The organism is Rathayibacter sp. VKM Ac-2929, from assembly GCF_022815495.1.
In the GTDB taxonomy this organism is placed as follows: Bacteria; Actinomycetota; Actinomycetes; order Actinomycetales; family Microbacteriaceae; genus Rathayibacter; species Rathayibacter festucae.
On record NZ_JALGRV010000002.1, the window covers coordinates 703547 to 727519 of the forward strand.

Consider the following 23973-nt stretch of genomic DNA (forward strand, 5'->3'; position numbering starts at 1 on the left):
TCGAGCGGAGCGAGGCGGCCGGGTGTACCTGAAGAGCCTGACCCTCAAGGGGTTCAAGTCCTTCGCGCAGCCGACCACGTTCGCCTTCGAGCCCGGGGTCACCTGCGTCGTCGGGCCCAACGGCTCGGGCAAGAGCAACGTCGTCGACGCTCTCGCCTGGGTGATGGGGGAGCAGGGCGCGAAGACCCTCCGCGGCGGCAAGATGGAGGACGTCATCTTCGCCGGCACCTCCACCCGCGGCCCGCTCGGCCGCGCGGAGGTCGCGCTCACCATCGACAACACCGACGGCGCGCTGCCGATCGAGTACACCGAGGTGACGATCAAGCGCACCCTGTTCCGCAACGGCGGCAGCGAGTACGCGATCAACGGCCGCGCCTGCCGGCTGCTCGACGTCCAGGAGCTGCTGAGCGACTCCGGTCTCGGCCGCGAGATGCACGTCATCGTCGGCCAGGGCCAGCTCGACGCCGTCCTGCACGCTACCCCGGAGGAGCGCCGCGGCTTCATCGAGGAGGCGGCCGGCATCCTCAAGCACCGCCGCCGCAAGGAGAAGACCCTCCGCAAGCTCGACGGCATGCAGGCGAACCTGACCCGCCTCTCCGACCTCGCCGGCGAGATCCGCCGCCAGCTCAAGCCGCTCGGCCGCCAGGCGGAGGTCGCCCGGCAGGCGCAGACCATCGCCGCCGTCGTCCGCGACGCCCGCGCGCGCCTGCTCGCCGACGACGTCGTCACTCTCCGCACCGCGCTCGACGGCTTCGCCCGCACCGAGAGCGAGCGGCACAGCGAGCGCCTCGTGCTGCAGGAGCGGCTCGAGCAGAGCACGCTGCGCACCGCCCGGATCGAGTCCGAGATGGTCGGCGACGCGGTCGACGACGCCCGGCGCACCACCTTCGAGCTCGAATCGGTGCAGGAGCGGCTGCGCAATCTGGCGGCGCTCGCCGGCCAGCGCCTCGCCCTGCTCGAGGCGGAGTCGGAGCAGCCCGCCGTGCAGCCCCGCGTCACGGCGCCGATGGTCGAGGAGGCGCGCGCCGAGCTGGAGCGCCTCCGCGTCGCCGTCCTCGACGCCGAGACCGCGTGGACCGACTCACAGAAGGCGACGGTGCGCGCTCGCGGCGCCCTGGACGCGACCGACGAGGAGATCGCGGCGCAGTCGGCGCTCGTCTCCCGGCACGACCTCGAGCTGTCCAAGCTGACCGGCCAGGCCGACACCGCCGCCTCCCGCCTCGCGGCCGTCCGCGGCGAGGTCCTCCGCGCGCAGAACACCCTCGACTCCGCCGTGCAGCGCCGCGAGGCGGCCCAGCGCCAGCTCGACGCGCTCGAGGACGAGATCGGCGAGGCCGGCGGCGGCACCGACGGCACGCTCGACGAGGGCTACGAGCTCGCGCAGTCCTCGGTCTTCGAGGCGGAGGGCGAGATCGAGCGGCTCCGCGAGGAGCTGCACGCGCTCGAGCGCGAGCGCGACGGACTCGCCGCCCGCCGCAGCGCCCTCTCGCTCGCCCTCGACGTCTCCGACGGCTCGGCCGAGCTGATCGCCACCCGCCTCGACGGCATCCGCGGCCGCGTCGCCGAGCGGATCCAGGTCCGCCCCGGCTACGAGGCGGCGATCGCCGCGGCCCTCGGTGCCGCCGCCGACTCCGTGCTCGCCGACTCGCAGCCGCACGCCGAGGCCGCACTCGACGAGGCGATCCGTCGCGAGCTCGGCCGGGTCGAGCTGCTGATCGGCGACGCCGCCCGCCCCGCCCTCGCGATCGAGGTGCCGGAGGGAGCCACCCGCGCCCGCGATCTCGTCACCGGCCCCGACGGCGTCCTCGCCCTCCTCGAGCAGGTCGTCGTCGTCGACGACCTCGACACCGCCCGCCGGCTCTGGCCCGCGCTGGCCGGCGGCGAGCACCCCGTCACCGTCGTCACGCGGGACGGCGCCTCGGTCTCCGACGCCGTGCTCAGCGGGGGAGCGGGCGGGCAGCGCAGCCGCCTCGAGCTGGTCTCCGAGCGCGACGCGGCTGCGAGCCGGCTGGAGGAGATCGAGGGCCGGATCGACCGCCTCCGCTTCGACCTCGCCGAGCAGACCGGCGCCCTGCGCGCCGCCAAGGAGCAGTCGCGCCTCGCCCTCGCCGCCCTGCGCGAGCACGACGCCGCCCGCGCCGCGCACACCGAGCGCCTCGGCCGTGTCCGCGCGCAGCTCGAGGGCGCCACCGCCGAGCTCGGCCGCGGCGAGAAGGCCCTGACCATCGCCACCGAGCGGGTCGGCGACGCCGAGGCCGCCGCGCAGAGGGCGAAGGGCGAGCTCGACGTCGCCCGCTCGCGCCCGCGCCCGGTCCTCGACGTCAGCGCCCGCGACGGCCTCCAGCGCGAGGTCGACGCGGCCCGCGAGCGCGAGATCGAGGCGCGCCTCGGCGTCGAGACCGCCAAGGAGCGGGTCCGAGCCGAGCAGTCCCGCGGCGAGTCGCTCGAGCGCCAGCTCGCCGCCGACCGCGCCGCCGCCGACGAGGCCGCCCGCCGCGCCGTGATCCGCCGCCGCCAGCACGACGCCGCGGCCGACGTGACCGGCGCGATCCCCGCCGTGCTCGCCTCCGTCGACCGCTCGGTGCAGCAGTCGCGCGCCGAGCTGCTCCGCGCCGAGACCGCGCGCTCGCAGCAGAACGAGGAGCTGCAGGCGCTGCGCCGCGAGGAGGGCGTGCTCCGCGACCGGCTGCAGAGCGTCACCGAGAGCGTGCACGGCCTGGAGCTGCAGATCTACGAGAAGCGCCTGCAGCTCACCGGGCTGCTCGAGCGCGCCGGCTCCGAGCTCGGCCTGGTCGAGGACGTGCTCGTCGCCGAGTACGGCCCCGAGGTCCCGGTCCCCGACGAGGCCGACGCCGAGGCGCCCGCGCGCCCGTTCCTCCGCGACGAGCAGCGCCGCCGGCTGGACAAGGCCGAGAAGCAGCTCGGCCAGCTCGGCCGGGTGAACCCGCTCGCCCTCGAGGAGTTCGCGGCTCTGGAGCAGCGCCACGTCTTCCTCACCGAGCAGCTGACCGATCTGACGAACACGCGGCGCGACCTGCTCACCATCATCGAGGAGCTCGACGAGACGATGCAGACGGTCTTCGCCTCGGCCTTCGACGACACCCAGGCCGCCTTCGCGGACGTCTTCCCGGTGCTCTTCCCCGGCGGCACCGGCAGCATCCGGCTCACCGACCCGGAGAACCTGCTCACCACCGGCATCGAGGTGGCCGTGCGCCCGGCCGGCAAGAAGATCGAGCGGCTGTCGCTGCTCTCCGGCGGCGAGCGCTCGCTCGCGGCGGTGGCCTTCATGGTCGCGATCTTCAAGTCGCGGCCGAGCCCGTTCTACATCATGGACGAGGTGGAGGCGGCGCTCGACGACGCGAACCTCGGCCGCCTGCTCAGCATCTTCCAGGACCTCCGCACGTCGAGTCAGCTGATCGTCATCACGCACCAGAAGCGCACGATGGAGATCGCCGACGCCCTCTACGGCGTCTCGATGCGCCAGGACGGGGTCTCCGCCGTGGTCGGTCAGCGCGTGGAGGCGCCGGCGGTCTGACGCCCGCGTCCGATTCGCAGGCGATGCCGGCCGGCAGGCCCGTCCTGCCGCAGGTGCAGGCGCCGCGAAGGGCGGATCGCCTGCAGATCGGACGTCCACCCGCCGGTAGCCTGGGCGCATGGCAGAACGCAGCTCCTGGTCGCTCGGTCGCGCACTCCGCGGCCTGTTCGAGAAGCGCACGATCGACGAGCAGACGTGGGACGACCTCGAGACGGCCCTGATCACCGCCGACTTCGGGCCCGACATCACCGAGGAGATGGTCGAGGACCTCCGCGCCAAGGTCGCCCGCTACAACACGACCGACCCCCGCGACCTCCAGCGCATGCTCCGCGAGTCGCTCGAGGAGCGCCTCTCCAAGTACGACACGACCCTGAAGCTCAGCGAGCGGCCCGCGGTCATCCTGGTCGTCGGCGTCAACGGCGTCGGCAAGACCACGACCATCGGCAAGTTCGCGAAGTTCCTCCGCAACTTCGACCGGAGCGTCGTGGTCGGCGCCGCCGACACCTTCCGCGCCGCCGCGGTCGACCAGCTCGCCACCTGGGCGCAGCGCGCCGACGCGCAGATCGTCCGGCCGCAGCAGGAGCGCCAGGATCCGGCCTCCGTCGCCTACCAGACCGTGGAGTACGCGAAGACCCACGGCATCGAGATGGTCATCATCGACACCGCCGGCCGCCTGCACACCAAGGGCGGCCTGATGGACGAGCTCGGCAAGATCAAGCGCGTCGTCGAGAAGCAGGCACCGATCTCCGAGATCCTCCTCGTCCTCGACGCGACCACCGGTCAGAACGGCCTGATGCAGGCCCAGGCCTTCATCGAGCACGCCGGCGTCACCGGCCTCGTCATCACCAAGCTCGACGGCTCGGCCAAGGGCGGCTTCGTCCTCGCCGTCCAGGAGAAGACCGGCATCCCCATCAAGCTCGTCGGCCAGGGCGAGGGCATCAACGACCTCACCGGCTTCACCCCCCACGTCTTCGCCGCCCAGCTCGTCGCCTGACCCGGGGAGCCCTCCCTCCCCCTCCGCGAGATGCCACTTGTGCACACGACACGCCGTGAAAGGCATGCACAACTGGCATCTCGCGAAGCAGTTCAGTCCCCGCCGCAGCGTGAGTCACCACTGACCGCCGGGCCGAGAGTGGACGCGAACCGAGTTCTGCGGGCGGGCAATGGCCCGAGACGGATCGACTCGGCGAACAGCCCTCTCGGAAGACCGGCCACTTTGCTGATCGAGTAGCCCGCGGAGCGGGCGTATCGAGATCCACCAGCGTCAAACAGCGAGTCTGCAGACCACCCCTGCTGACGATCGTGGGTCTCGATACGCCCCTGCGGAGCTACTCGACCAGCGAGGGTCCCCAGGACCTCGTCCGCGAGATGCCACTTCTGCACTCGACACGCCGTGCAAGGCGTGCACAAGTGGCATCTCGCGGGGAGAGCGGGTCAGACCGCCTGGGAGAAGCCGAGGGCCGCGTCCGCCAGGTGGCGCAGGTGCTCCGGGACCGGCAGGCCCTTCGACTCCATCGAGCGGGCCCAGAGGCGACCGGCGCGGTACGAGGAGCGGACGAGCGGGCCGGAGAGCACGCCGAGGAAGCCGATGTCCTCCGCCTCCTCCTTGATCGCGACGAACTCCTCCGGGTGCACCCAGCGATCGACCGGCAGGTGCCGCGGCGTCGGGCGCAGGTACTGCGTGATCGTCACGATGTCGGTGCCCGCGTCGTGCAGGTCCTGCAGCGCCTGCGAGATCTCCTCGCGCTCTTCGCCCATGCCGAGGATGAGGTTCGACTTCGTGATCAGCCCCGCGTCGCGCCCCTGGGTCAGCACGTCGAGCGAGCGCTCGTAGCGGAAGGCCGGCCGGATCCGCTTGAAGATGCGCGGCACCGTCTCGACGTTGTGCGCGAACACCTCCGGCCGCGCGTCGAACACCCGCTGCAGGTGCTCGGCGCGCCCGGTGAAGTCGGGCACCAGGATTTCCACGCCCGTCCCGGGCGCCTGCGCATGGATCTGCCGGATCGTCTCGGCGTACAGCCAGGAGCCCTCGTCCGGCAGGTCGTCGCGGGCCACCCCGGTCACCGTCGCGTAGCGGAGGTTCATCCGCGCCACCGACTCGCCCACCCGGCGCGGCTCGTCGGCGTCGTAGTCCGCGGGCTTGCCCGTGTCGATCTGGCAGAAGTCGCAGCGCCGCGTGCACTGCGAGCCGCCGATCAGGAAGGTCGCCTCGCGGTCCTCCCAGCACTCGAAGATGTTCGGGCAGCCGGCCTCCTGGCAGACCGTGTGCAGCTCCTCGTCCTTCACCAGCGACTGCAGCTGCCGGTACTCCGGGCCCATCACGGCCTTGGTCTTGATCCACTCGGGCTTGCGCTCGATCGGCGTCTCGGCGTTGCGCACCTCGAGGCGCAGCAGCTTCCGGCCGCCGGTCTCGGCGCTCACGCCGCGACCCCCGCGATCGCGTCCACGGCCGCGAAGGCGGGCGCCGCCTCCCGGAACCGCGCCTCGACCCGTGCCCGCACCGCCGCCATCGACGGCGCCTCGCCGCGCTCGCGCTCGCGCTCGACGGTGGTGACTCCGGCATCGGCGATGCCGCACGCGATGATCCGGGAGTAGGGCTCCAGGCTGTTCGACACGTTGAGCGCGAAGCCGTGCATCGTCACGCCGTGCGCCACCCGGATGCCGATGGCCGCGATCTTGTCGGCGCCCTCGCCCCGGCGGATCCAGACCCCCGAGCGCCCGTCGACCCGCACCCCGGCGACACCGAGGTCGTCGAGCACGTCGATCAGCACGCCCTCGAGCGAGCGGACGTAGGCGACCACGTCGACCGGCTCCCGCAGCCGCACGATGGGATAGCCGACCAGCTGCCCCGGCCCGTGCCAGGTCAGCCGTCCGCCTCGGTCGACATCGACCACGGGGGAGCCGTCGACCGGGCGCTCGTGCGACTCCGTGCGCTTGCCCGCCGTGTAGACGGCGGCGTGCTCGCAGAGCACGAGCGTGCCCGGCCGGGAACCGGCGACCACCTCGCCGTGCAGCCGGCGCTGCAGCTCCCAGCCGTCGCGGTAGTCCAGGGGATCCGCGGCGTCGCCCGCGAGCAGTGTCTCGATCACCCGGCCACCCTAGACGAGTTCCTGCACTCGGTACAGTTAATCGACGCGGGCCGCCGTCGTCCGACCCCCGGGAAGGCTCCGGTAGAATTCCCGGCATCATGGCTACTTTCGGCACCCTCTCCGATCGACTCGTCGAGACCTTCAAGAACCTGCGCACGAAGGGCAAGCTCTCGGCCTCGGACGTCGACGGCACCGTCCGCGAGATCCGGCGCGCGCTGCTCGACGCCGACGTCGCGCTCGACGTCGTCAAGGCGTTCACCGGCAAGATCAGGGAGCGCGCCCTCGGCGACGAGGTGAACAAGGCGCTGAACCCCGCGCAGCAGGTCGTGCAGATCGTCAACGAGGAGCTCGTCGCGATCCTCGGCGGCCAGTCGCGCCGCCTCGAGTTCGCCAAGCGCCCGCCGACGGTCATCATGCTCGCCGGCCTCCAGGGCGCGGGAAAGACGACCCTCGCCGGCAAGCTCGGCAAGTACCTCGGCAAGGACGGCCACACGCCGCTCCTCGTCGCGGCCGACCTCCAGCGCCCCAACGCGGTGCAGCAGCTGCAGGTCGTCGGCGAGCAGGCCGGCGTCGCCGTCTACGCGCCCGAGCCCGGCAACGGCGTCGGCAACCCGGTGAAGGTCGCGCAGAACGCGATCAAGTTCGCCACCGACAAGCAGTACGACACCGTCATCATCGACACCGCCGGCCGCCTCGGCGTCGACGCCGACATGATGAAGCAGGCCTCCGATATCCGCCGGGTGACGAACCCGGACGAGGTCCTCTTCGTCATCGACGCGATGATCGGCCAGGACGCGGTCGCCACCGCAAAGGCCTTCCAGGAGGGCGTCGACTTCACCGGCGTCGTCCTCTCCAAGCTCGACGGCGACGCCCGCGGTGGTGCGGCTCTCTCCGTCGCCTCGCTCACCGGCCGCCCGATCCTCTTCGCGTCCACCGGTGAGGGCCTCGACGACTTCGAGCAGTTCCACCCGGACCGCATGGCGAGCCGCATCCTCGACCTCGGCGACGTCCTTACCCTCATCGAGCAGGCGCAGAGCGCGTTCGACGAGGACGAGGCGCGGAAGATCGCCGAGAAGATCATGGGGGACACGTTCACCCTCGACGACTTCCTCGGCCAGATGCAGCAGCTGCGCAACATGGGCTCGATCAAGAAGATGATCGGCATGCTGCCCGGCGCGAAGGGCATGCGCGAGCAGCTCGACCAGTTCGACGAGCGCGAGATCGTGCGCACCGAGGCGATCATCCAGTCGATGACCAAGGCCGAGCGGGTGAACCCGAAGCTGCTGAACGGCTCGCGGCGCCTGCGCATCGCGCGCGGCTCCGGCATGACTGTGACCGACGTCAACCAGCTCGTCCTGCGCTTCGACCAGGCCGCGAAGATGATGAAGACCGTCGCCAAGGGCGGCGTGCCGAACGTCCCCGGCATGGGCCCCGTGCCCGGTGCCGGCTACCAGGGCCGCCCGAAGCCGCAGAAGAAGAAGAGCAGCAAGTCGGGCAACCCGGCCAAGCGCGCCGCGGAGAACGCGGCGATCAGCTCCGGTCCGCAGTCCACGAACGCGGGCGGCTCGGGCTTCGGCCTCGGCGGCGGCTCCGGTGCGGGTGCGCAGCCCACTCCGGAGGAGCTGGAGCAGCTGCAGAAGCTCCTCGGCCGATGAGGGGCCTGCGCGCCGGTCTCGCGGTCGCCGCGGCGGCCGCTCTCGCCCTAGGGCTGGCGGGCTGCTCCGAGGGCTCGGGAGTGGACGCCGCCTCGGCCCCGTCGCCGGACGAGCTCGTCGGCCGCTGGGTCACGGGAGTCTCCTACGAGTCGCCGGACGTCCCGTTCCTGCTCCTCGCTGAGGACGGCACCTGGACCGGCTCCGACGGGTGCAACGGCGTGCAGGGCGAATGGTCGATCGACGGCGAGGGCGCGCTGACCGTCGACGCCGGCCCCAGCACGATGATCGCCTGCGACGGCGTCGCCCTGCCGATGATCTTCGCCGACGCGATGATGGCCTCGATCGACGGCGGCCGCCTCCGCCTCTTCGACGCCGACGGCGCCACCACCGTCAAGCTCGCCCGCTCCACCAGCGACGACGCCCCCACCGCGTCCCCCGACCCGGCCGGCGAGTAGCCACCCCGGCCGGCCTCCCTTGGTCCGCTTGCTCTGCATGCTGGTCGAGTAGCCCCGCAGGGGCGTATCGAGACCCACAGCCGTCAGCACGAGAGCCGTGCAGTCCGCCCGCCGCGAGGTCTAGCGTGAAGGCATGACAACCGCTTCTCCGCGCCCCGTCCGCATCGGCGTCCAGATCGCTCCGCAGCACGTCTCCTACGAGGTCATCCGCGACACGCTCGCCGAGCTCGAGGACATCGGCGTCGACATCGCCTTCAACTGGGACCACTTCTACCCGCTCTCCGGTGAGCCCGACGGCCTGCACTTCGAGGGCTGGAGCATGCTCGCCGCCTGGGCCGAGCAGACCAGCCGCATCGAGTTCGGCCCGCTCGTCACCTGCAACAGCTACCGCAACCCCGACCTGCTCGCCGACATGGCCCGCACCGTCGACCACATCAGCGCGAAGGGCGCCGAGGGCCGCCTGATCTTCGGCATCGGCTCCGGCTGGTTCGAGCGCGACTACCAGGAGTACGGCTACGACTTCGGCACCGCCGGCTCGCGCCTCGACGAGCTCTCCGAGGCCATGCCCCGCATCCGCGCCCGCTGGGACAAGCTGAACCCCGCTCCCACCCGCGACATCCCCGTGATGATCGGCGGCGGCGGCGAGAAGAAGACCCTCCGCATCGTCGCGGAGCACGCCGACATTTGGCACAGCTTCTCCGACGTCCCCACCCTCGAGCGCAAGCTCGGCGTCCTCGCCGACTGGTGCGGACGCGTCGATCGCGACATGGACGCCATCGAGATCTCGACCGGCGCGAGTGTCCGCGGGGGCGTCGGCGACGCCTCCTTCGGCGTGCTCGACCAGCAGTTCGACCTCGGCGCCCGGCTCTTCACGCTCGGCATCACCGGCCCGGACATCGACCTCCAGCCGGTGCGCGACCTGCTCTCCTGGCGCGACGGCAAGAACAGCACCACCCGCTGAGCGGCTCCCCGGGGGTCAGCCGGGCGCGTCCGTCGCCCGCTGGTCCCCGGGGATCGCCTGCGCGAGCCCGGCCTTCTCCGCGGCGAGCACGAAGGCGTCCGCGAGCGCGACCTGGCCCTCGGCCGTCGGATGCACGCCGTCCTCGGCGAGCAGCCCGTCGGCGCGCAGCGGGTCCGGGTACTCGAGGGCGATCCCGCCTGCCGCGTCCACGGCGCCGACGAGCACCGCATCGTACGCGTCGAGGTCCTCGGGTCGCGGATCCGGCCCCCACACCGAGTCGAGCGCGATCAGCTTCGCGGAGGGGGAGGCCTCCGCGATCGCCTGCACCGCCGGGCCCATCGCGTCGGCGACCTCCTCGGGCGTCCAGCCGAGGTCGTTGCTGCTGGCGATCAGCACGATCGCGTCCGGCCGGGTGTCGGCGATCTCCTCGGCCCGGTCGCCGATCGCGACGCCGCAGTCGCCGGGCTCGATGAAGCCGCCGCCGTCGCAGCCCAGGTTGACCACGTTCCAGCCCAGGTCGTCCCCGACGAGCGCCGGCCAGGCCTGTCCGGGATCGAGCCCCAGACCGCGGACGATGCTGTCGCCCACGATGGTCACCCGCGCGCCGGCGGGCAGCGCGCCGCCGAGGGCGAGGGGAGCGGAGTCGGACAGCGGATCCGAGGTCGGCGACGGCAGGGCAGTGGCCGTCGCGGTGGACGCCGTGGGTGTCGCACCCGCTCCGGCGGGAGCGCCGCTGGCACTCGAGCACCCGGCGAGAGCCAGCACGCTCGCGCCGAGCAGCAGCGCGCCTGGGAGGAGCCGTCGTGTCATGCCCGCGGGTCCTTGAGTCCGTCACGCAGCTCGCCCGCCAGAGCCCGGACCACGGCCTTCAGATCGCCGTCGTTCTCGGCCGCGGTGCGCAGCTGGCGCTGGTAGCTCGCTCCCGCGACCAGGATCAGCTCGACGTCGGCCAGCTCCGCCGCGCAGTCGAGCCGCTCCGCCACCGGCGCGAGCGTCGTGAGCAGATCGCGGATGTCGTCCGTGACGAGCCGCTCGTTCCCGGCGGCGTCGAGGATGATCTCGGCATCGAGTCCGTAGCGCGCCGCGCGCCACTTGTTCTCCCGGACGTACCAGGGCTGCATCGTCGCGAGCGTCCCGCCCTCGTCGAGCTGGGTGGAGAGGTGCTCGACCAGGCACTGGATCAGCGCCGCGACCGCGCCGATCTCCTCCGGCGAGGACAGCCCGTCGCAGGCGCGCATCTCGATCGTGCCCCACTGCGGCGAGGGGCGGATGTCCCAGCGGACCTCGGTGTGGTCGTCGATGACGCCGGTGCGCATCATGTCGTCGACGTACTCCTCGTAGTTCGCCCAGGCGCCGAACTGCGGCGGCAGCCCGGCGGTCGGCAGCTGCTGGAACATCAGCGCGCGGTTCGAGGCGTAGCCGGTGTCGACGCCGCCCCAGAACGGGCTGGACGCCGAGAGCGCCTGGAGGTGCGGGTAGTAGTCGAGGAGCGCGTTGAGGATGGTGAGGACCTTGTCGCGGTCCTCGATCCCCACGTGCACGTGGATGCCCCAGATCATCATGTTGCGGCCCCACCATTGGGTGCGGTCGATGAGCCGGTGGTACCGCTCCTTGTCGGTGATGGTCTGGTCGTACCACTGCGCGAACGGGTGCGAGCCGGAGCAGACGAGGTCCAGGCCCATCGGGTCGGTGATCTCGCGCACCTGGCGCAGCTGGTCCTGCAGGTCGGCGACGGCGTCGCGGACGGTGCGGTGCACCCCGGAGACCAGCTCGACGGTGTTCTTCAGCAGCTCGCCGGTGATCCGCGGGTGCGGCGATCCGTCCTCGCCCCGGAGCGCCTCGAGCACGACGTCGGCGACGTTGGCGAGGTCGCCCGTCTGCCGGTCGACGATGGCGACCTCCCACTCGATCCCGAGGGTGGAGCGGTCGGATTCGGCGAAGGTGATCTCCATGACGGCGTCCTCGTCAGTCCGGCGTCCACCGGGCGGGACGCGCCCCCACATCCTCGCACCCGAGACCGGAGCGGACGCCGAGTGACGGGTGTCAGTGTCGGGGCCGCAGGCCGGGGGTTTTTCTGGCAGAATGATCCGTCGGGTCCGAGGCGGTCGACCCTCTACTCACCGCCGAAGAAACCCCCTCGAGCTTCCGGCCGGGTGTGCACCCCACGCTCACGGCTCAGTTCATCCATCATCGACCTCACGGTCAACGACCACACAGGAGAATTGTGGCTGTCAAGATTCGTCTGAAGCGCCTCGGCAAGATCCGAGCGCCCTACTACCGCATCGTCGTCGCCGACTCGCGCACCAAGCGCGACGGCCGCGTGATCGAGGAGATCGGCCAGTACCACCCGACCGAGCAGCCCTCGTTCATCAAGGTCGACTCGGAGCGCGCGCAGTACTGGCTCGGAGTCGGCGCGCAGCCGACCGAGCAGGTCGCCGCGATCCTCAAGCTGACCGGCGACTGGGGCCGCTTCAAGGGCGACGCCGACGCCGTCAGCACCGTCCAGGTGAAGGAGCCCAAGGCTCCGTTCGTCGTCGACGCCAAGAAGAAGCCGGTCCTCAAGCCGAAGTCCGAGGCTCCCGCCAAGGCCACCGCGCCCGAGGCGCCCGCCGCCGACGAAGCCTCCACCGAGGCGTAGTCCATGCTCGCTCCCGCCGTCGAACACCTCGTCAAGGGGATCGTCGAGAACCCCGATGAGGTCAAGGTCGTGGCTACGAGCTCCCCGCGCGGAGAGGTCCTCGAGGTGCGCGTGCACCCCGAGGACCTCGGCCGCGTGATCGGACGTTCCGGTCGCACCGCCAAGGCCGTCCGCACTCTCGTCGCTGCCCTCGCCGACGGGCGACGCGTGCGCGTCGACGTCGTCGACACCGACAAGTAGGGTGGCGGCCCCCGCAGCGGGCACGACGCAGCTCCGCGTCGCCCGACTCACCAAGGCCCACGGGCTCAAGGGCGCGATCAAGCTCGAGCTCTACACCGACGAGCCCGACAAGCGCTTCACGCCCGGCGCCTCCTTCACGCTCCAGGTGCCGCGCACCTCCGAGTGGCACGGCAAGAAGCTCGAGCTCGTCGAGCTGCGCTGGTACAACAGCCACCCCGTCGCGTTCTTCAAGGGCATCGCCGACCGCGACGCCGCCGAGACCCTCCTCAAGGCGATCCTCTGGATCGACGAGGAGGTGCAGACCGAGCCCGGCGACGACGACTCCTGGTACGACTACCAGCTGGTCGGCATGTCCGTCGTCCGCGACGGCCGCGAGGTGGGCACGGTCCGCCGCGTCGACCACTTCCCCGCGCAGGACCTCCTGATCGTCGGCACGCCGTCCGGCGAGGTGATGGTCCCGTTCGTGAACGCGATCGTCCCGTCCGTCGACCCGGTCGCCGGCGTCGTCACCGTCACGCCGCCGATCGGCCTCTTCGAGGAGGCTCCCGAGGAGGAGCCCGCCGAGGTGGACCTCAGCGGTATCGACCTCTCCGACCCCGAGCTGGCCGCGGCCGCTCCGGTCGAGGACGAAGCCGACGCCGACGCCGAAGCCGAATCCGAGTCCGCCGACGTGACAGCCGACTCCGCTCCGGCCGACTCCGCCGACGCCGACGCCGCGGATGCCGCGACCCCGGACTCCCAGGAGGAGCCGCGGTCGTGAGGATCGACATCGTCACGATCTTCCCGGAGTTCTTCGGCGTCCTCGACATCAGCCTGCTCGGGCGCGCGCGCCAGAGCGGGCTGATCGAGCTCGGGGTGCACGATCTCCGCTCCTTCACCCACGACCGGCACCGCACCGTCGACGACACGCCCTACGGCGGCGGCGCCGGCATGGTGATGCGGCCCGAGCCGTGGGGCGAGGCGTTCGACACGATCCTCGATCCCGCGGCGGACCCGCTGGTGATCTTCCCCTCGCCCGCCGGCGAGGTCTTCACCCAGGCGACCGCGCGCGAGCTCGCGCAGGAGTCGTCCCTCGTGTTCGGCTGCGGCCGCTACGAGGGCATCGACCAGCGCGTCGTCGACCACACCGCCGAGCGCGCCCGCGTGCGGATGATCAGCCTCGGCGACTACGTCCTCAACGGGGGAGAGGTCGCCGTGATGGCGATGATCGAGGCCGTCGGCCGCCTCGTGCCCGGCGTCGTCGGCAACCCGGCGAGCCTGGTCGAGGAGAGCCACTCCGACGGCCTGCTCGAGTACCCCAGCTACACCAAGCCCGCCTCCTGGCGCGGCCTCGACGTCCCCCCGGTGCTGCTCAGCGGCAACCACGGAGCGATCGCCGCCTGGCGCCACGAGCAGAGCGTCGAGCGCACCCGCCGCGTCCGCCCGGAGCTCCTGCCCTGACCCGCCTCCGCGCCTGGCCCCGATCCCGCGAGATGCCACTTGTGCACACCTTCTGCGGCGTGTCGCGCTCATAAGTGGCATCTCGCGGAGGGGGGTTACGTCGCGCGCGTCAGGGTGAGGTGGCGCTCGCGGAGGGCGAGGAAGAGGGGGAAGGCGAAGGCCAGGGCGACCAGGGGCGCGAGCAGGACGAGGATCCACACCCGCTTCATGCCGATGCGGCGGCCCTCGGCGATCATGAAGGCGACGGCGGCGATCGCCACCACCAGCAGGTCCGTCGTGATCGACGAGACCGCCGGTCCACCGCCCGCGAGGTCGCCGAGGAAGTCGACGCTCTCCAGCACGGCCCGGACGTTGTACGTCCAGGTGCCGACGAGGCCGGCGACGGCGAGCAGCAGGTAGATCACGGCGGGCGGCGTCCAGCCGCGGCGCAGCCGGCTCATCGCGCCACCTCGGCGGAGGCGCGGCGGACCGCGACGACTCCCGCGATCACGAGGGCGAGCACGACAGCGCCGCCGACGGCGAGGGTGAGCGCATCCGGAGCCACGATCGACTGCCCGCGCAGCGCCTGCCAGCAGGTCAGCGCGACGACCGCGGACCACGTGAGCGCCGCAAGCGCGACGAGCCGCAGCCGGAGAGTCGCATCGCCGAGCAGCCGCGCCCGCGTCCCCAGCCGTGCGAGTGCGAAGGCCAGCAGCGGCAGCCCCTGCAGCGCGTGCATCCCGAGGAAGTGCGGGATCCGCAGATCGCCGCCCGTGGTGCTCCAGCCGAGCAGCGGCAGACCTGCGCCGCCGTCCTCCACGCCGACCGCGTGCGCACCGACGAATCCCTGGTAGTCCGAGAGCTGCGACGCGGTCGGCCCGGTCATCAGGAAGGCGAGCGCCATCCCGACGAGTCCGATCACGAGGCCGGCCCGGACCGCGAGGGTGAGCGAGGGGTCGCCGAGCGGCACCCGCGCCAGGAGCGCCGCCAGCACCAGCGTGACCAGCCAGACGACGACGATCGACACCGCCATCGCCGCCCAGAGCGCCGAGTGCAGCGGGGTGGTGACGTTGAAGTGGCTCGTGACGCCGACCGCCGCGGCGCCGCCGATGACGACCATCTCGATCGCGAGACCGGCGACCGCGATGCTGCCGAGGATCCGCGCGAGTCGCCGGCGGCGCTCGGGGACGAGGCCGATCAGCCAGGCGAGCGTCAGTGCGTAGACGGCGATGGAGAGGCAGAACTTCAGCGGCTTCGCCCAGAGCGGCTGGCCGCCGAGCTCGCGCGTGTCGACGAGCAGCAGGACGAGGCAGGCCAGGACGCCGACCGCCATCGCCGCGGCGAGGACGAGGAGCGGGCGGTGCGGGCGGGCGGGGACCGCTGCCGCACGCTCCGGACGCTGGATCGTGGCGGTCAACGCGCCACCTCGGCGTTCTCTCGCACCGCGCTGTGCTCGGAGGCGGAGGTCGAGTCCTGCCGCTCTCCGAACCGCCGCTGCGTCTCCCGGGCCTGGGCGACCCGGCGCATCGACTGCAGCACGACATCACCGAGGGCCGTGCCCACCGCCGCGATCGACGTCTGCTCACTCACGCTGCTGCGCGCCTCGAGCTCGTCCAGGTCCGCGCTCGCGACGATCGCCGCCGCCCGGGCGTAGGCGTCGAGCCAGGACGGCGTCATGCCGCCCCCGGAGAGCTCCAGGGCGTCGAGCGCCCGAGCCGCTGTCCGCACGGCCGGGTGCTCGCAGTAGTCGTCCCCGACGATGGCCCGCACCCGCTCGAGCGTGTCGTCTGAGGCGACGGCCTCGGAGTCGACGTTCGCGGAGACGACGTCCTGCGCTACCTCGAACGCGACCGCCGGGGGAGCGCCCTCGTCCAGAACGGCAGTGATCCGCTTCGCGCCGGCGATGCCGACGCCGCCGCTCTCGATCAGCGCGCGGAGCAGGCGGAGCCGGGCGAGGTGCTCGTCGCCGTAGTCGGACCGCTGCGGCCCCGAGGCCGTGCCCGGCGGCAGCAGCCCCTCCCGGATGTAGTACTTGATCGTAGGCAGGCTGACGCCGCTGAGGCGGCTGAGCTCCGAGACTCGCATGCGGATAGTATTGCTATCAGATACCGCTCCTGTCCAGTACTCGGCGGGAGAACCTCCAGGGGTGGGCTCAGTCGCGCGCGGAGAGGACGACGTTGCCGGTCTCCGTGATGGCGATGGTGTGCTCCATGTGCGCGCCGCGCGAGCCGTCGCGGCTGCGGAGGGTCCAGCCGTCCTTATCGGTGTAGATCTCGTCGGTGCTCTGCAGGAACCACGGCTCGATCGCGACGACCAGGCCCGGGCGCAGCGGGTAGCCGCGGCCGGCGCGGCCGTCGTTTGCGATGTGCGGGTCGCCGTGCATGGTGCGGCCGACGCCGTGGCCGCCGAAGTCGGTGTTGATGCTGAGCCCCTCGGCGCGGGCGACCGCGGCGATGGCGGCTGAGATGTCGCCGATCTTCTTACCCGGCTGCGCGGCGGCGATGCCGGCCTCGAGCGCGCGGGTCGTGGTGTCGACGAGCTTCAGGTCCTCGGGGCGGGGCGTGCCGACGGCGACGGTGATCGCGGAGTCGGCGACCCAGCCGTCGACGGAGGCGGCGAAGTCCAGGGTCAGCAGGTCGCCGTCGCGCAGGCGGTAGTCGAAGGGGAGGCCGTGCAGCACGGCGTCGTTCACCGACGTGCAGATCACCTTGCCGAACGGGCTGGCGCCGAACGAGGGGTGGTAGTCGATGTAGCAGGACTCCGCGCCGGCCGAGCGGATCATGTCGTGGGCGAGGCGGTCGAGCTCGAGCAGGTTGACGCCCACGGCGGCCGCGGCGGACGTCGCCTTCAGCACCTCGGCGACGAAGCGGCCGGCCGGGCGCATCTCCTCGATCTCGGCGGGTGTGCGCAGCTCGATCATGCTGATCCTCTCTCGGGGGTCGCTGAGGCGTTCTTCAGCGGTCGTGGGTACCGTCGGTGCATGCGCACGAGACGGGCTTTCGGTTCCTGGCTGTACCCTGCGGCGGTCGTCCTGCCGCTCTGGATCCTCCTGGGGTACGGACTCTTCGGAGGATCGAGCGGCTGGACCGTGCTCGGCCTGGTCATCGCCCTCCCCATTCTGGCGGTCGCTCTGGCCGTCGTCGCGAGCGTCGTGGCGTTTCGGGTGACCGTGCGGCCCTCGCGGACCCCCGCCTGGGGCGACGTGGCGGCGCTCGGCGCCTGGCACGTCTCGCTGATCGCCTTCGGCTTCTTCCCTCCCGGGGCGTGGGCGCTCGGCCTGCTCTCGATCCTCCTGGGCGTCGTCGCCTTCACCCACTCCGTCTGGCGCTTCTTCACGGACGCGCGCGCGACGCTCCTCGCGTTCGCCGCGGCCGCAGAGGTGCAGGCCCAGGGCGGCCCGCAGCCGCAGCCGGTGACGGACGAGCGCTTCGACCCGGACCGCCCCCAGGACGGGCAGACGATCGTCCTGTGAGGCCGCGCGCCGGGCTCGCGGCGCCTCCGACTCCGCCGCCGAGTCCTCGAAAGTTGCGGTAGTCGAGCGCGACTACCGCAACTTCTGCGTAGCGGCGAGAATCCGGCCGGCCCGCCGCTTTGACGCCGGCTCCGGCGCCATGGCAGAATGAGCGCTTGTGCCTCGCGCAGGCTCTGCCACAGGGGAGCCGCGACGACGTGGGCACGACCGACTTCCATCAACGAAACGGTGTTCGACCTGTGGCGGGCACGGAGAGCGATACAGCATGCACATCCTCGACTCACTTGATGCGGCGTCACTCCGCACCGACATCCCCGAGTTCCGCGCCGGCGACACCGTCAAGGTGCACGTCAACATCGTCGAGGGCACCCGCTCGCGCATCCAGATCTTCCAGGGCGTCGTCATCGGCCGCTCGAACGAGGGCGTCCGCGAGACCTTCACGGTCCGCAAGGTCAGCTTCCAGGTCGGCGTCGAGCGCACCTTCCCGGTCCACTCCCCGGTGATCGACCACATCGAGGTCGTCACCCGCGGTGACGTGCGTCGCGCGAAGCTCTACTACCTCCGCAACCTCCGCGGCAAGAAGGCGAAGATCAAGGAGAAGCGCGACTCCTGAGCGGCGTCCGCACAGCGATTCCCGGACCCCGGCCCATCTATGATGGACCGGGGTCCGACCCTTTTCCGGGGCGGTACGACCCGGTGATCCACAGACCGGCGCGGCACCGCGCGGGTCGACCACAGTAGGGGCCACGGCACGCGATGACAGACAGCACGGCCCCCGTGACCCTCCCGCACGACGGCGGCCGCCACTCCGCCGATCCGGACGGCGAGCACCGCCCGCGCCGTCGCCGACGGGGGGTGCTCCTCTTCCTCCGCGACGTGCTGATCATCGTCGTCGTCGCCGTGCTGGTGTCCTTCCTCGTCAAGACGTTCCTGATCCGCTCGTTCTACATCCCGTCCTCCTCGATGGAGCAGACGCTGGTCGAGAACGACCGCATCCTCGTGAACGAGCTGGTCCCCGGGGTCGTCCCGATCTCGCGCGGCGACGTGGTCGTCTTCCGCGATCCGGGCGGCTGGCTCTCGCCGACCTCCGAGCCCGAGGTCCCCGCGTTCCAGGCCGCCATCGACTCCGCCCTCGCGCTCGTCGGCCTCACCGCGCCCGACAGCAACGACCACCTGATCAAGCGTGTCATCGGCCTGCCCGGCGATCACGTCACCTGCTGCACGCCGCTCGGCCAGGTCGAGATCAACGGCAATCCGATCTCGGAGCCGTACGTGAAGCTCCCCGACGGCGTCCAGGCGGTCTCGGCGACCCCGTTCGACGTGGTCGTGCCCGAGGGCTCGCTCTGGGTGATGGGCGACAACCGCTACAACTCCGCCGACTCCCGCTACAACACCGACAAGCCCGGCAATGGCTTCGTGCCGATCGACAACGTCGTCGGCCGCGCGATCCTGGTCACCTGGCCGGTGCAGCAGTGGGCCTGGCTCGACGACTACCCCTCGGTGTTCCGTGGCGTCGACACCGAGGCGTCCGACGAGCAGTCGGAGGACGACCGGGCCAGCGCGGGCGGGCGCTAGGTGGTCGTCGCCGACCCGGACCTCCGCGAGGAGCGCCGGCTCTTCCGTCAGGGCTTCGAGAGCGTCATCGGCTGCGACGAGGTCGGCCGCGGCGCGATCGCCGGACCGGTCTCCGTCGGCGTCGTCGAGATCGGCTCGCGCTGCGGCCGCTTCCCGGAGGGCCTGCGCGACTCGAAGATGCTCGCCCCCGCCCGTCGCGAGGCGCTGCTGCCCGGCGTGGTGAAGTGGGTGTCCGGCTGGGCGATCGGCGAGTCCTCCGCCGACGAGATCGACGACACCGGGATCATCGCCGGCCTCGGCCGCGCCGCCTCGCGCGGCATCGAGCGCCTCGTCGACCAGGGCGTGGAGCTGTCGCGCGCCGTCGTCCTGCTGGACGGCAAGCACGACTGGCTGACGCCCGCGCTCGGCCCGTGGGCGGCGGAGCTGACGATCGTCACCCGGATCAAGGCCGACCGCGACTGCGCCTCCGTCTCGGCCGCCTCCGTGCTGGCGAAGGTCGGCCGCGACGGCCAGATGGTGCGCCACCACGACGACTTCGCCGACTACGCCTGGGACAGCAACAAGGGCTACGGCAGTGCCGCGCACTGGGCCGGCCTCGACCGCGTGGGGCCGTCGCCGCTGCACCGGGTGACCTGGCTGTCGCGCTCGCGCGAGGCCGGAGTCGACGCCGTCTCCGCCTAGGGCGGTCCCGGCGCCGGGCGGTGTCGCGTAGAATCGACGGACGATGGATGAGGACGAGTTCGAGGACTACGACCGCGAGGTCGAGCTGGCACTGTACCGGGAGTACCGCGACGTCGTCTCGCAGTTCTCGTACGTCGTCGAGACCGAGCGGCGCTTCTACCTCGCCAACGAGGTCGAGCTGGTCCGCCGCGACACCGAGCACGACTTCTACTTCGAGCTGACCATGCGCGACGTGTGGGTCTGGGACGTCTACCGCTCCGACCGCTTCGTGAAGTCCGTCCGCGTCCTCACCTTCAAGGACGTCAACGTCGAGGAGCTCTCCCGCAAGGAGTTCGAGCTCCCGAAAGAGCTCGCCCTCGACGAGTAGGGCCTTCGGCTCGTTCTCTCCGGGTTGAGGAGCGCTTCCAGCGCACACTCCCCCCTGCCGAGGAGCGCTTGCAGCGCTTCATTCTCCGGCTGAGGAGCGCTTGCAGCGCACTCTTCCCTCCGCTGATCGAGTAGCGGTGGCGCTCATCGAAACCTCGCAGACGGACGTCGCTGACGGCTCTTCCCTCGCGACGCCGCCGGCACCACCCATGCTGGTCGAGTAGCCGCCGAAGGTGGCGTATCGAGACCCACCCTCACAAGGGGCCGGCAGCGGCTGGTCTCACGATTCCGGCATGCATCACGCACCGCCCGGCCTTCATGCTGGTCGAGTAGCCGCCGCTGGCGGCGTATCGAGACCCACTGTCGACGGACGATCCCGCGCCGATCGACGCCGCCGGGCCCGCCCTCCACAGCTCCGGATTCCCCGCTCCCTCCCCAGTTCTGCCGCCGCTCGCCCCGTGCCCCTTCTCCCTCCGCGACCCTTCCGCAAGGAGGTTCTGCATGGACAAGGACGAGTTGGGCCGCCGTGGCGAGGAGATCGCTGCGGCGCATCTGAGGGAGCGCGGTTTCGAGATCCTCGACCGCAATTGGCGGGTGCGGGAGGGGGAGTTGGACATCGTGGCGCGGGAGGGTGCGGCGCTGGTGGTGGTGGAGGTGAAGACGCGGTCGTCGACGCGGTTCGGGTTGCCGATCGAGGCGATCACTCGGGTGAAGGCGCAGCGGTTGCGGCGGCTCGCATATGCGTGGGCTCGGGAGCACGACGAGCGTTCGCGGCACCTGCGGATAGACGCGGTCGGGATCGTCGCGCCGGAGGGTGTGCCGTCTCAGGTGCGGCACGTGCGGGCGGTGGCGTGATGGGGCTGGGGCGGACGTCCGCGGTCGGTCTGGTCGGCTTCACGGGTGCCGTGGTGGGAGTGGAGGCGCATTCCGCGGACGGCACTCCGGGGATGGTGATCATAGGGCTGCCGGATGCGGCGCTGTCGCAGGCGAAGGAGCGGGTGCGGTCCGCGGCGATCAACTCGGGGAGCGGGATCGCGGAGTACAAGCTGACGGTGAACCTGTCGCCGGCGGCGATGCCCAAGCACGGGTCGGCGTTCGATCTCGCGATCGGGCTCGCGGCTCTGGCGGCGCTGGGGGAGGTGAACCGGGAGTCGGTCGCGGCGGTCGTGCACATCGGCGAGCTCGGGCTGGACGGGCGGCTGCAGTCGGTGCCGGGGGTGCTGCCCGCGGTGCTCGCCGCGGCGCGGGCCGGCCGATACAGGGTGATGGTGCCTGAGGACGACCGGCTCGAGGCGGAGCTGGTCGAAGGAGTCGACGTGATCCCGGTCTCCTCCCTGGCGGCGGCCGCCGTCTGGCACGGGGCGGAGTGGGACGTGCCGGTCCTGCCGGAGCGCTCTACTGCGCCTCCTGCCGCTCGTGAACCGGAGTCCCGGCTCGACTTCGCGGACGTGATCGGCAACGAGGAGGCGGCGTCCGCGATGGTCGCCGCAGCGGCGGGCGGTCACCATGTGTTCCTCCTGGGTCCGCCCGGTGCGGGGAAGACGATGCTCGCCTCGCGCCTGCCCGGCATCCTGCCGGATCTCGACGACGAGGCGGCACTCGAGGCGACCTGCATGCGTTCCCTGGTCGGGGAGCACACCGGCGGGACACTGGTGAGGCGTCCGCCCTTCGAGAGCCCGCACCACTCCGCCTCCGCCGCCGCGATCGTCGGCGGTGGCAGCGGGAGGATCCGCCCGGGAGCCGTGGCTCGCGCCACCCGCGGGGTCCTCTTCCTGGACGAGGCGCCGGAGTTCTCCGCCGTCGCCCTCGACGCGCTGCGGCAGCCGCTCGAGTCGGGCGTGATCCGCATCCACCGTGCGAACGTCATGGCGGAGTTCCCGGCCCGCGTGCAGCTCGTGCTCGCGGCGAACCCGTGCCCCTGCGGGCGCCACGGCATCCGGGGTGAGATCTGCTCGTGCTCGCCGCCGGTGCGGCGCCGCTACCTGGCGCGGCTGAGCGGTCCGCTGCTCGACCGCGTCGACATCCGGCTGACGGTACGGCGCATCGGGGCGGCACAGCTCGCCGTCCGTCGCGACGAGCCGGGCCTCTCGACGGCGCAGGCTCGTGCCCGAGTGGTCGCCGCGCGTGCTCGCGCTCGGGCGCGTCTGGCAGGCACCCCCTGGTCGGTGAACGCCGAGGTCGACGGCGCGTGGCTCCGCGCGAGCCCGCAGCGCCCGACCGCCCGGGAGTCGAGCACCCTCGACCTGGCCCTGGAGCGCGGGCTGGTGACGATGCGCGGCTACGACCGCGTGCTCCGCCTCGCCTGGACGCTCGCCGACCTCGACGAGGTCGACCGCCCCGCTGCGAGCCACCTCGCCCGCGCACTGATTCTGCGGGGAGCGGGCTCGTGACGGCCGTCGCCGAGCTGTTCGACCGGACCGAGACGCGCCTCGCGAGGCGCCTGCTTCCCGAGGACAGCGAGTCCGACCCGGTGGAGACGCTCGCGCGCGCGGCCTGGTCGTCGCTCGCCGAGCCGGGCGATGCGGTGGCAGGAACGCTGATCGAGCGATTCGGTGCCGGCGGTGCGCTCGCCCACGTCGTGGGGTCGGCGTCGGCGGGGGAGATCCTCGCGGAGTCGGCGGCGGCGGACGTGCGCCGGGTCGAGGCCGGACCCGCGGACGACGCTGCTTTGGAGACCGGCCGCTCCGAGAACTCGTTCGACTCGACGATGGGCGGAGAGAGCGACGGCGACGATTCCCGGAGCGGAACGAGAGTCCTCGCCGCCGGATTGGCGCGCTGGCGCCCCCGCGTCGACAGGGCCCTGCTCCTCCGCCGCCTGGAGATCGCGCACCGTCTCGACGCACGCCTCCTGCTGCCGGGCTGCGAGGGCTGGCCCCAGCCGCTCGCCGACCTGGGGGAGCACGCGCCGTTCATGCTCTGGAGCCGCGGCGATCCGCTCGCCCTCGCCGCTCCGTACCGCCTGGCCGTCGTCGGGGCCCGCGCCGCGACCGGCTACGGCGAGCACGTCGCCGCGGACCTCGCCGCCGGTACCGCCGAGCGCGGCGTCCTCATCGTCTCCGGAGCCGCCTTCGGGATCGACGCGGTCGCACACAAGGCCGCCCTCGGAGCGGGTGGCAGCACGGTCGCCTTCCTCGCCGGCGGCTCCGACCGGCTCTACCCGACGGCGCACACCGACCTCCTGCACCGCGTCATCGCGACGCCCGGCTGCTTAGTGGTGACGGAGGTGCCGCCGGGCACGACGCCGACGCGTTGGCGCTTCCTGCAGCGCAACAGGCTGATCGCCGCGTCGACCGCTGCCACGGTCGTCGTGGAGGCGGGAGCCCGCTCCGGGTCGCTGAACACCGCCGGCCACGCTGCGGCGCTCGGGCGCCCGCTCGGTGCAGTGCCCGGCCCAGTGACGAGCGCCTCGTCGGCGGGCTGCCACCGGCTCCTTCGGGAGTACGCCGCGACCTGCGTGACGTCGGCTCCGGAGGTCGTCGAGCTGCTCGGCATGTCCGCGGTACTCGCTGCTGTACCGGAGGTCTCACGGACGGCGTCGCGCGTCCTGGACGTCCTCCGCTCGGACGGTGCGCACGAGACCGAGGTGCTCGCGCAGCGCTCCGGCCTGTCCGTCTCCGAGATGCTCGACCTGCTCGGGACCTGCCTCGCGACCGGGCTCGTCCAGCGCGACGCGGAGGGGAGGTGGAGGGCAGCCGCGTGAGAAGCGGGTGAGGGGAGGTGGCGGTCCGCCGCAGGAGGACGGGGTGACGTTCCGCTCCGTCCCTCGCCGTCCGGCGAGGCATCCGGTCCTCGACGGCCCTGAAGGCGAGCGACTCGCGGGACGAGGTTCTTCCGGCCTCGCGAGGCGCGGCGAAAGGCCCCGCCTCAATTCACGGCGAAGCAAGCCA

The 23973-nt window shown here is 72.1% G+C and carries 25 protein-coding genes; 17 read left to right on the plus strand and 8 right to left on the minus strand.

What is annotated here, in order from left to right:
* Positions 1-22 precede the first annotated feature (22 nt).
* Together smc and ftsY are read left to right on the plus strand one after the other, a co-directional pair.
* Positions 23-3535, plus strand: coding sequence for a chromosome segregation protein SMC (gene smc / locus MT355_RS07850; protein WP_243599100.1), 3513 nt, complete (start codon positions 23-25; stop codon positions 3533-3535).
* 118 nt (positions 3536-3653) lie between these two features.
* A complete protein-coding gene (gene ftsY, locus MT355_RS07855) occupies positions 3654-4529 on the plus strand; it encodes a signal recognition particle-docking protein FtsY (RefSeq protein WP_123445706.1) in 876 nt (291 codons plus the stop codon).
* Positions 4530-4969: 440 nt separating this feature from the next.
* Here ftsY and lipA read toward each other — a convergent pair whose 3' ends face one another.
* On the minus strand, positions 4970-5956 hold the full coding sequence (lipA, locus tag MT355_RS07860) for a lipoyl synthase (RefSeq protein WP_208323042.1): 987 nt from the start codon (positions 5954-5956) through the stop codon (positions 4970-4972).
* A complete protein-coding gene (gene lipB, locus MT355_RS07865; protein ID WP_243599101.1) occupies positions 5953-6624 on the minus strand; it encodes a lipoyl(octanoyl) transferase LipB in 672 nt (223 codons plus the stop codon). The genes lipA and lipB overlap by 4 nt, the downstream gene beginning before the upstream one ends.
* A gap of 98 nt (positions 6625-6722) precedes the next feature.
* Between lipB and ffh the strand changes: the two genes are divergently transcribed.
* From ffh to MT355_RS07880, 3 genes are all read left to right on the plus strand, one after another.
* Entirely contained in the window at positions 6723-8279 is a 1557-nt protein-coding gene (ffh, locus tag MT355_RS07870) for a signal recognition particle protein (RefSeq protein ID WP_123445708.1), read from the plus strand.
* The gene (locus tag MT355_RS07875; protein ID WP_243599102.1) at positions 8276-8734 is read left to right on the plus strand and encodes an META domain-containing protein; all 459 of its coding nucleotides are present in this window, start codon (positions 8276-8278) and stop codon (positions 8732-8734) included. The genes ffh and MT355_RS07875 overlap by 4 nt, the downstream gene beginning before the upstream one ends.
* Before the next feature lie 133 nt (positions 8735-8867).
* Entirely contained in the window at positions 8868-9695 is an 828-nt protein-coding gene (locus MT355_RS07880) for an LLM class F420-dependent oxidoreductase (protein ID WP_123732175.1), read from the plus strand.
* A 15-nt stretch (positions 9696-9710) separates the two neighbouring features.
* Here MT355_RS07880 and MT355_RS07885 read toward each other — a convergent pair whose 3' ends face one another.
* A complete protein-coding gene (locus MT355_RS07885) occupies positions 9711-10505 on the minus strand; it encodes an SGNH/GDSL hydrolase family protein (protein ID WP_243599103.1) in 795 nt (264 codons plus the stop codon).
* Complete coding sequence (locus tag MT355_RS07890; RefSeq protein WP_132437826.1) at positions 10502-11647, minus strand: glutamate--cysteine ligase; 1146 nt, start codon at positions 11645-11647, stop codon at positions 10502-10504. Before MT355_RS07890 ends, MT355_RS07885 begins: the two co-directional genes overlap by 4 nt.
* 272 nt (positions 11648-11919) lie before the next feature.
* Here MT355_RS07890 and rpsP point away from each other — a divergent pair, with 272 nt between their 5' ends.
* From rpsP to trmD, 4 genes are read left to right on the plus strand one after another with little or no spacing between them, the layout of a single operon-like run.
* A complete protein-coding gene (gene rpsP / locus MT355_RS07895; protein ID WP_123445713.1) occupies positions 11920-12333 on the plus strand; it encodes a 30S ribosomal protein S16 in 414 nt (137 codons plus the stop codon).
* A gap of 3 nt (positions 12334-12336) precedes the next feature.
* The gene (locus MT355_RS07900) at positions 12337-12573 is read left to right on the plus strand and encodes an RNA-binding protein (RefSeq protein ID WP_123445714.1); all 237 of its coding nucleotides are present in this window, start codon (positions 12337-12339) and stop codon (positions 12571-12573) included.
* 1 nt (position 12574) lies between these two features.
* Complete coding sequence (gene rimM / locus MT355_RS07905) at positions 12575-13333, plus strand: ribosome maturation factor RimM (RefSeq protein ID WP_374204645.1); 759 nt, start codon at positions 12575-12577, stop codon at positions 13331-13333.
* Complete coding sequence (trmD, locus tag MT355_RS07910; protein WP_123445716.1) at positions 13330-14013, plus strand: tRNA (guanosine(37)-N1)-methyltransferase TrmD; 684 nt, start codon at positions 13330-13332, stop codon at positions 14011-14013. The genes rimM and trmD overlap by 4 nt, the downstream gene beginning before the upstream one ends.
* A gap of 95 nt (positions 14014-14108) precedes the next feature.
* Here the strand turns inward: trmD and MT355_RS07915 are convergent, their stop codons facing one another.
* The 4 genes from MT355_RS07915 to map form a co-directional block, all read right to left on the minus strand.
* Positions 14109-14453 (minus strand): DUF2834 domain-containing protein, encoded by a 345-nt coding sequence (locus tag MT355_RS07915; protein WP_243599104.1) that lies wholly within the window; start codon positions 14451-14453, stop codon positions 14109-14111.
* Complete coding sequence (locus MT355_RS07920) at positions 14450-15409, minus strand: hypothetical protein (RefSeq protein WP_243599105.1); 960 nt, start codon at positions 15407-15409, stop codon at positions 14450-14452. Before MT355_RS07920 ends, MT355_RS07915 begins: the two co-directional genes overlap by 4 nt.
* On the minus strand, positions 15406-16077 hold the full coding sequence (locus tag MT355_RS07925) for a MerR family transcriptional regulator (protein WP_243599106.1): 672 nt from the start codon (positions 16075-16077) through the stop codon (positions 15406-15408). The genes MT355_RS07920 and MT355_RS07925 overlap by 4 nt, the downstream gene beginning before the upstream one ends.
* A 67-nt stretch (positions 16078-16144) precedes the next feature.
* Positions 16145-16912, minus strand: a complete 768-nt coding sequence (gene map / locus MT355_RS07930; RefSeq protein WP_243599107.1) for a type I methionyl aminopeptidase — start codon at positions 16910-16912, stop codon at positions 16145-16147.
* Between the two features lie 60 nt (positions 16913-16972).
* On the opposite strand from map, the gene MT355_RS07935 reads away from it, so the two are divergent.
* From MT355_RS07935 to dprA, 8 genes are all read left to right on the plus strand, one after another.
* Positions 16973-17464: a hypothetical protein gene (locus tag MT355_RS07935; protein ID WP_123445721.1), complete on the plus strand. Its 492-nt coding sequence runs from the start codon at positions 16973-16975 to the stop codon at positions 17462-17464.
* 265 nt (positions 17465-17729) lie between these two features.
* Positions 17730-18077, plus strand: a complete 348-nt coding sequence (gene rplS / locus MT355_RS07940; RefSeq protein WP_123445722.1) for a 50S ribosomal protein L19 — start codon at positions 17730-17732, stop codon at positions 18075-18077.
* Positions 18078-18220: 143 nt separating this feature from the next.
* On the plus strand, positions 18221-19039 hold the full coding sequence (gene lepB / locus MT355_RS07945; protein WP_243599108.1) for a signal peptidase I: 819 nt from the start codon (positions 18221-18223) through the stop codon (positions 19037-19039).
* Entirely contained in the window at positions 19040-19720 is a 681-nt protein-coding gene (locus MT355_RS07950; RefSeq protein WP_243599109.1) for a ribonuclease HII, read from the plus strand. It begins immediately after the preceding gene.
* A gap of 43 nt (positions 19721-19763) precedes the next feature.
* Positions 19764-20087 (plus strand): DUF2469 family protein, encoded by a 324-nt coding sequence (locus tag MT355_RS07955; protein ID WP_056044100.1) that lies wholly within the window; start codon positions 19764-19766, stop codon positions 20085-20087.
* Positions 20088-20587: 500 nt separating this feature from the next.
* On the plus strand, positions 20588-20941 hold the full coding sequence (locus MT355_RS07960) for a YraN family protein (protein ID WP_123704773.1): 354 nt from the start codon (positions 20588-20590) through the stop codon (positions 20939-20941).
* A complete protein-coding gene (locus MT355_RS07965; protein ID WP_243599110.1) occupies positions 20941-22476 on the plus strand; it encodes a YifB family Mg chelatase-like AAA ATPase in 1536 nt (511 codons plus the stop codon). The genes MT355_RS07960 and MT355_RS07965 overlap by 1 nt, the downstream gene beginning before the upstream one ends.
* Positions 22473-23786 carry a DNA-processing protein DprA gene (dprA, locus tag MT355_RS07970; protein WP_243599111.1) on the plus strand — a complete coding sequence of 438 codons (1314 nt, stop codon included), beginning with the start codon at positions 22473-22475 and terminating at the stop codon, positions 23784-23786. Before MT355_RS07965 ends, dprA begins: the two co-directional genes overlap by 4 nt.
* Positions 23787-23973 lie beyond the last annotated feature (187 nt).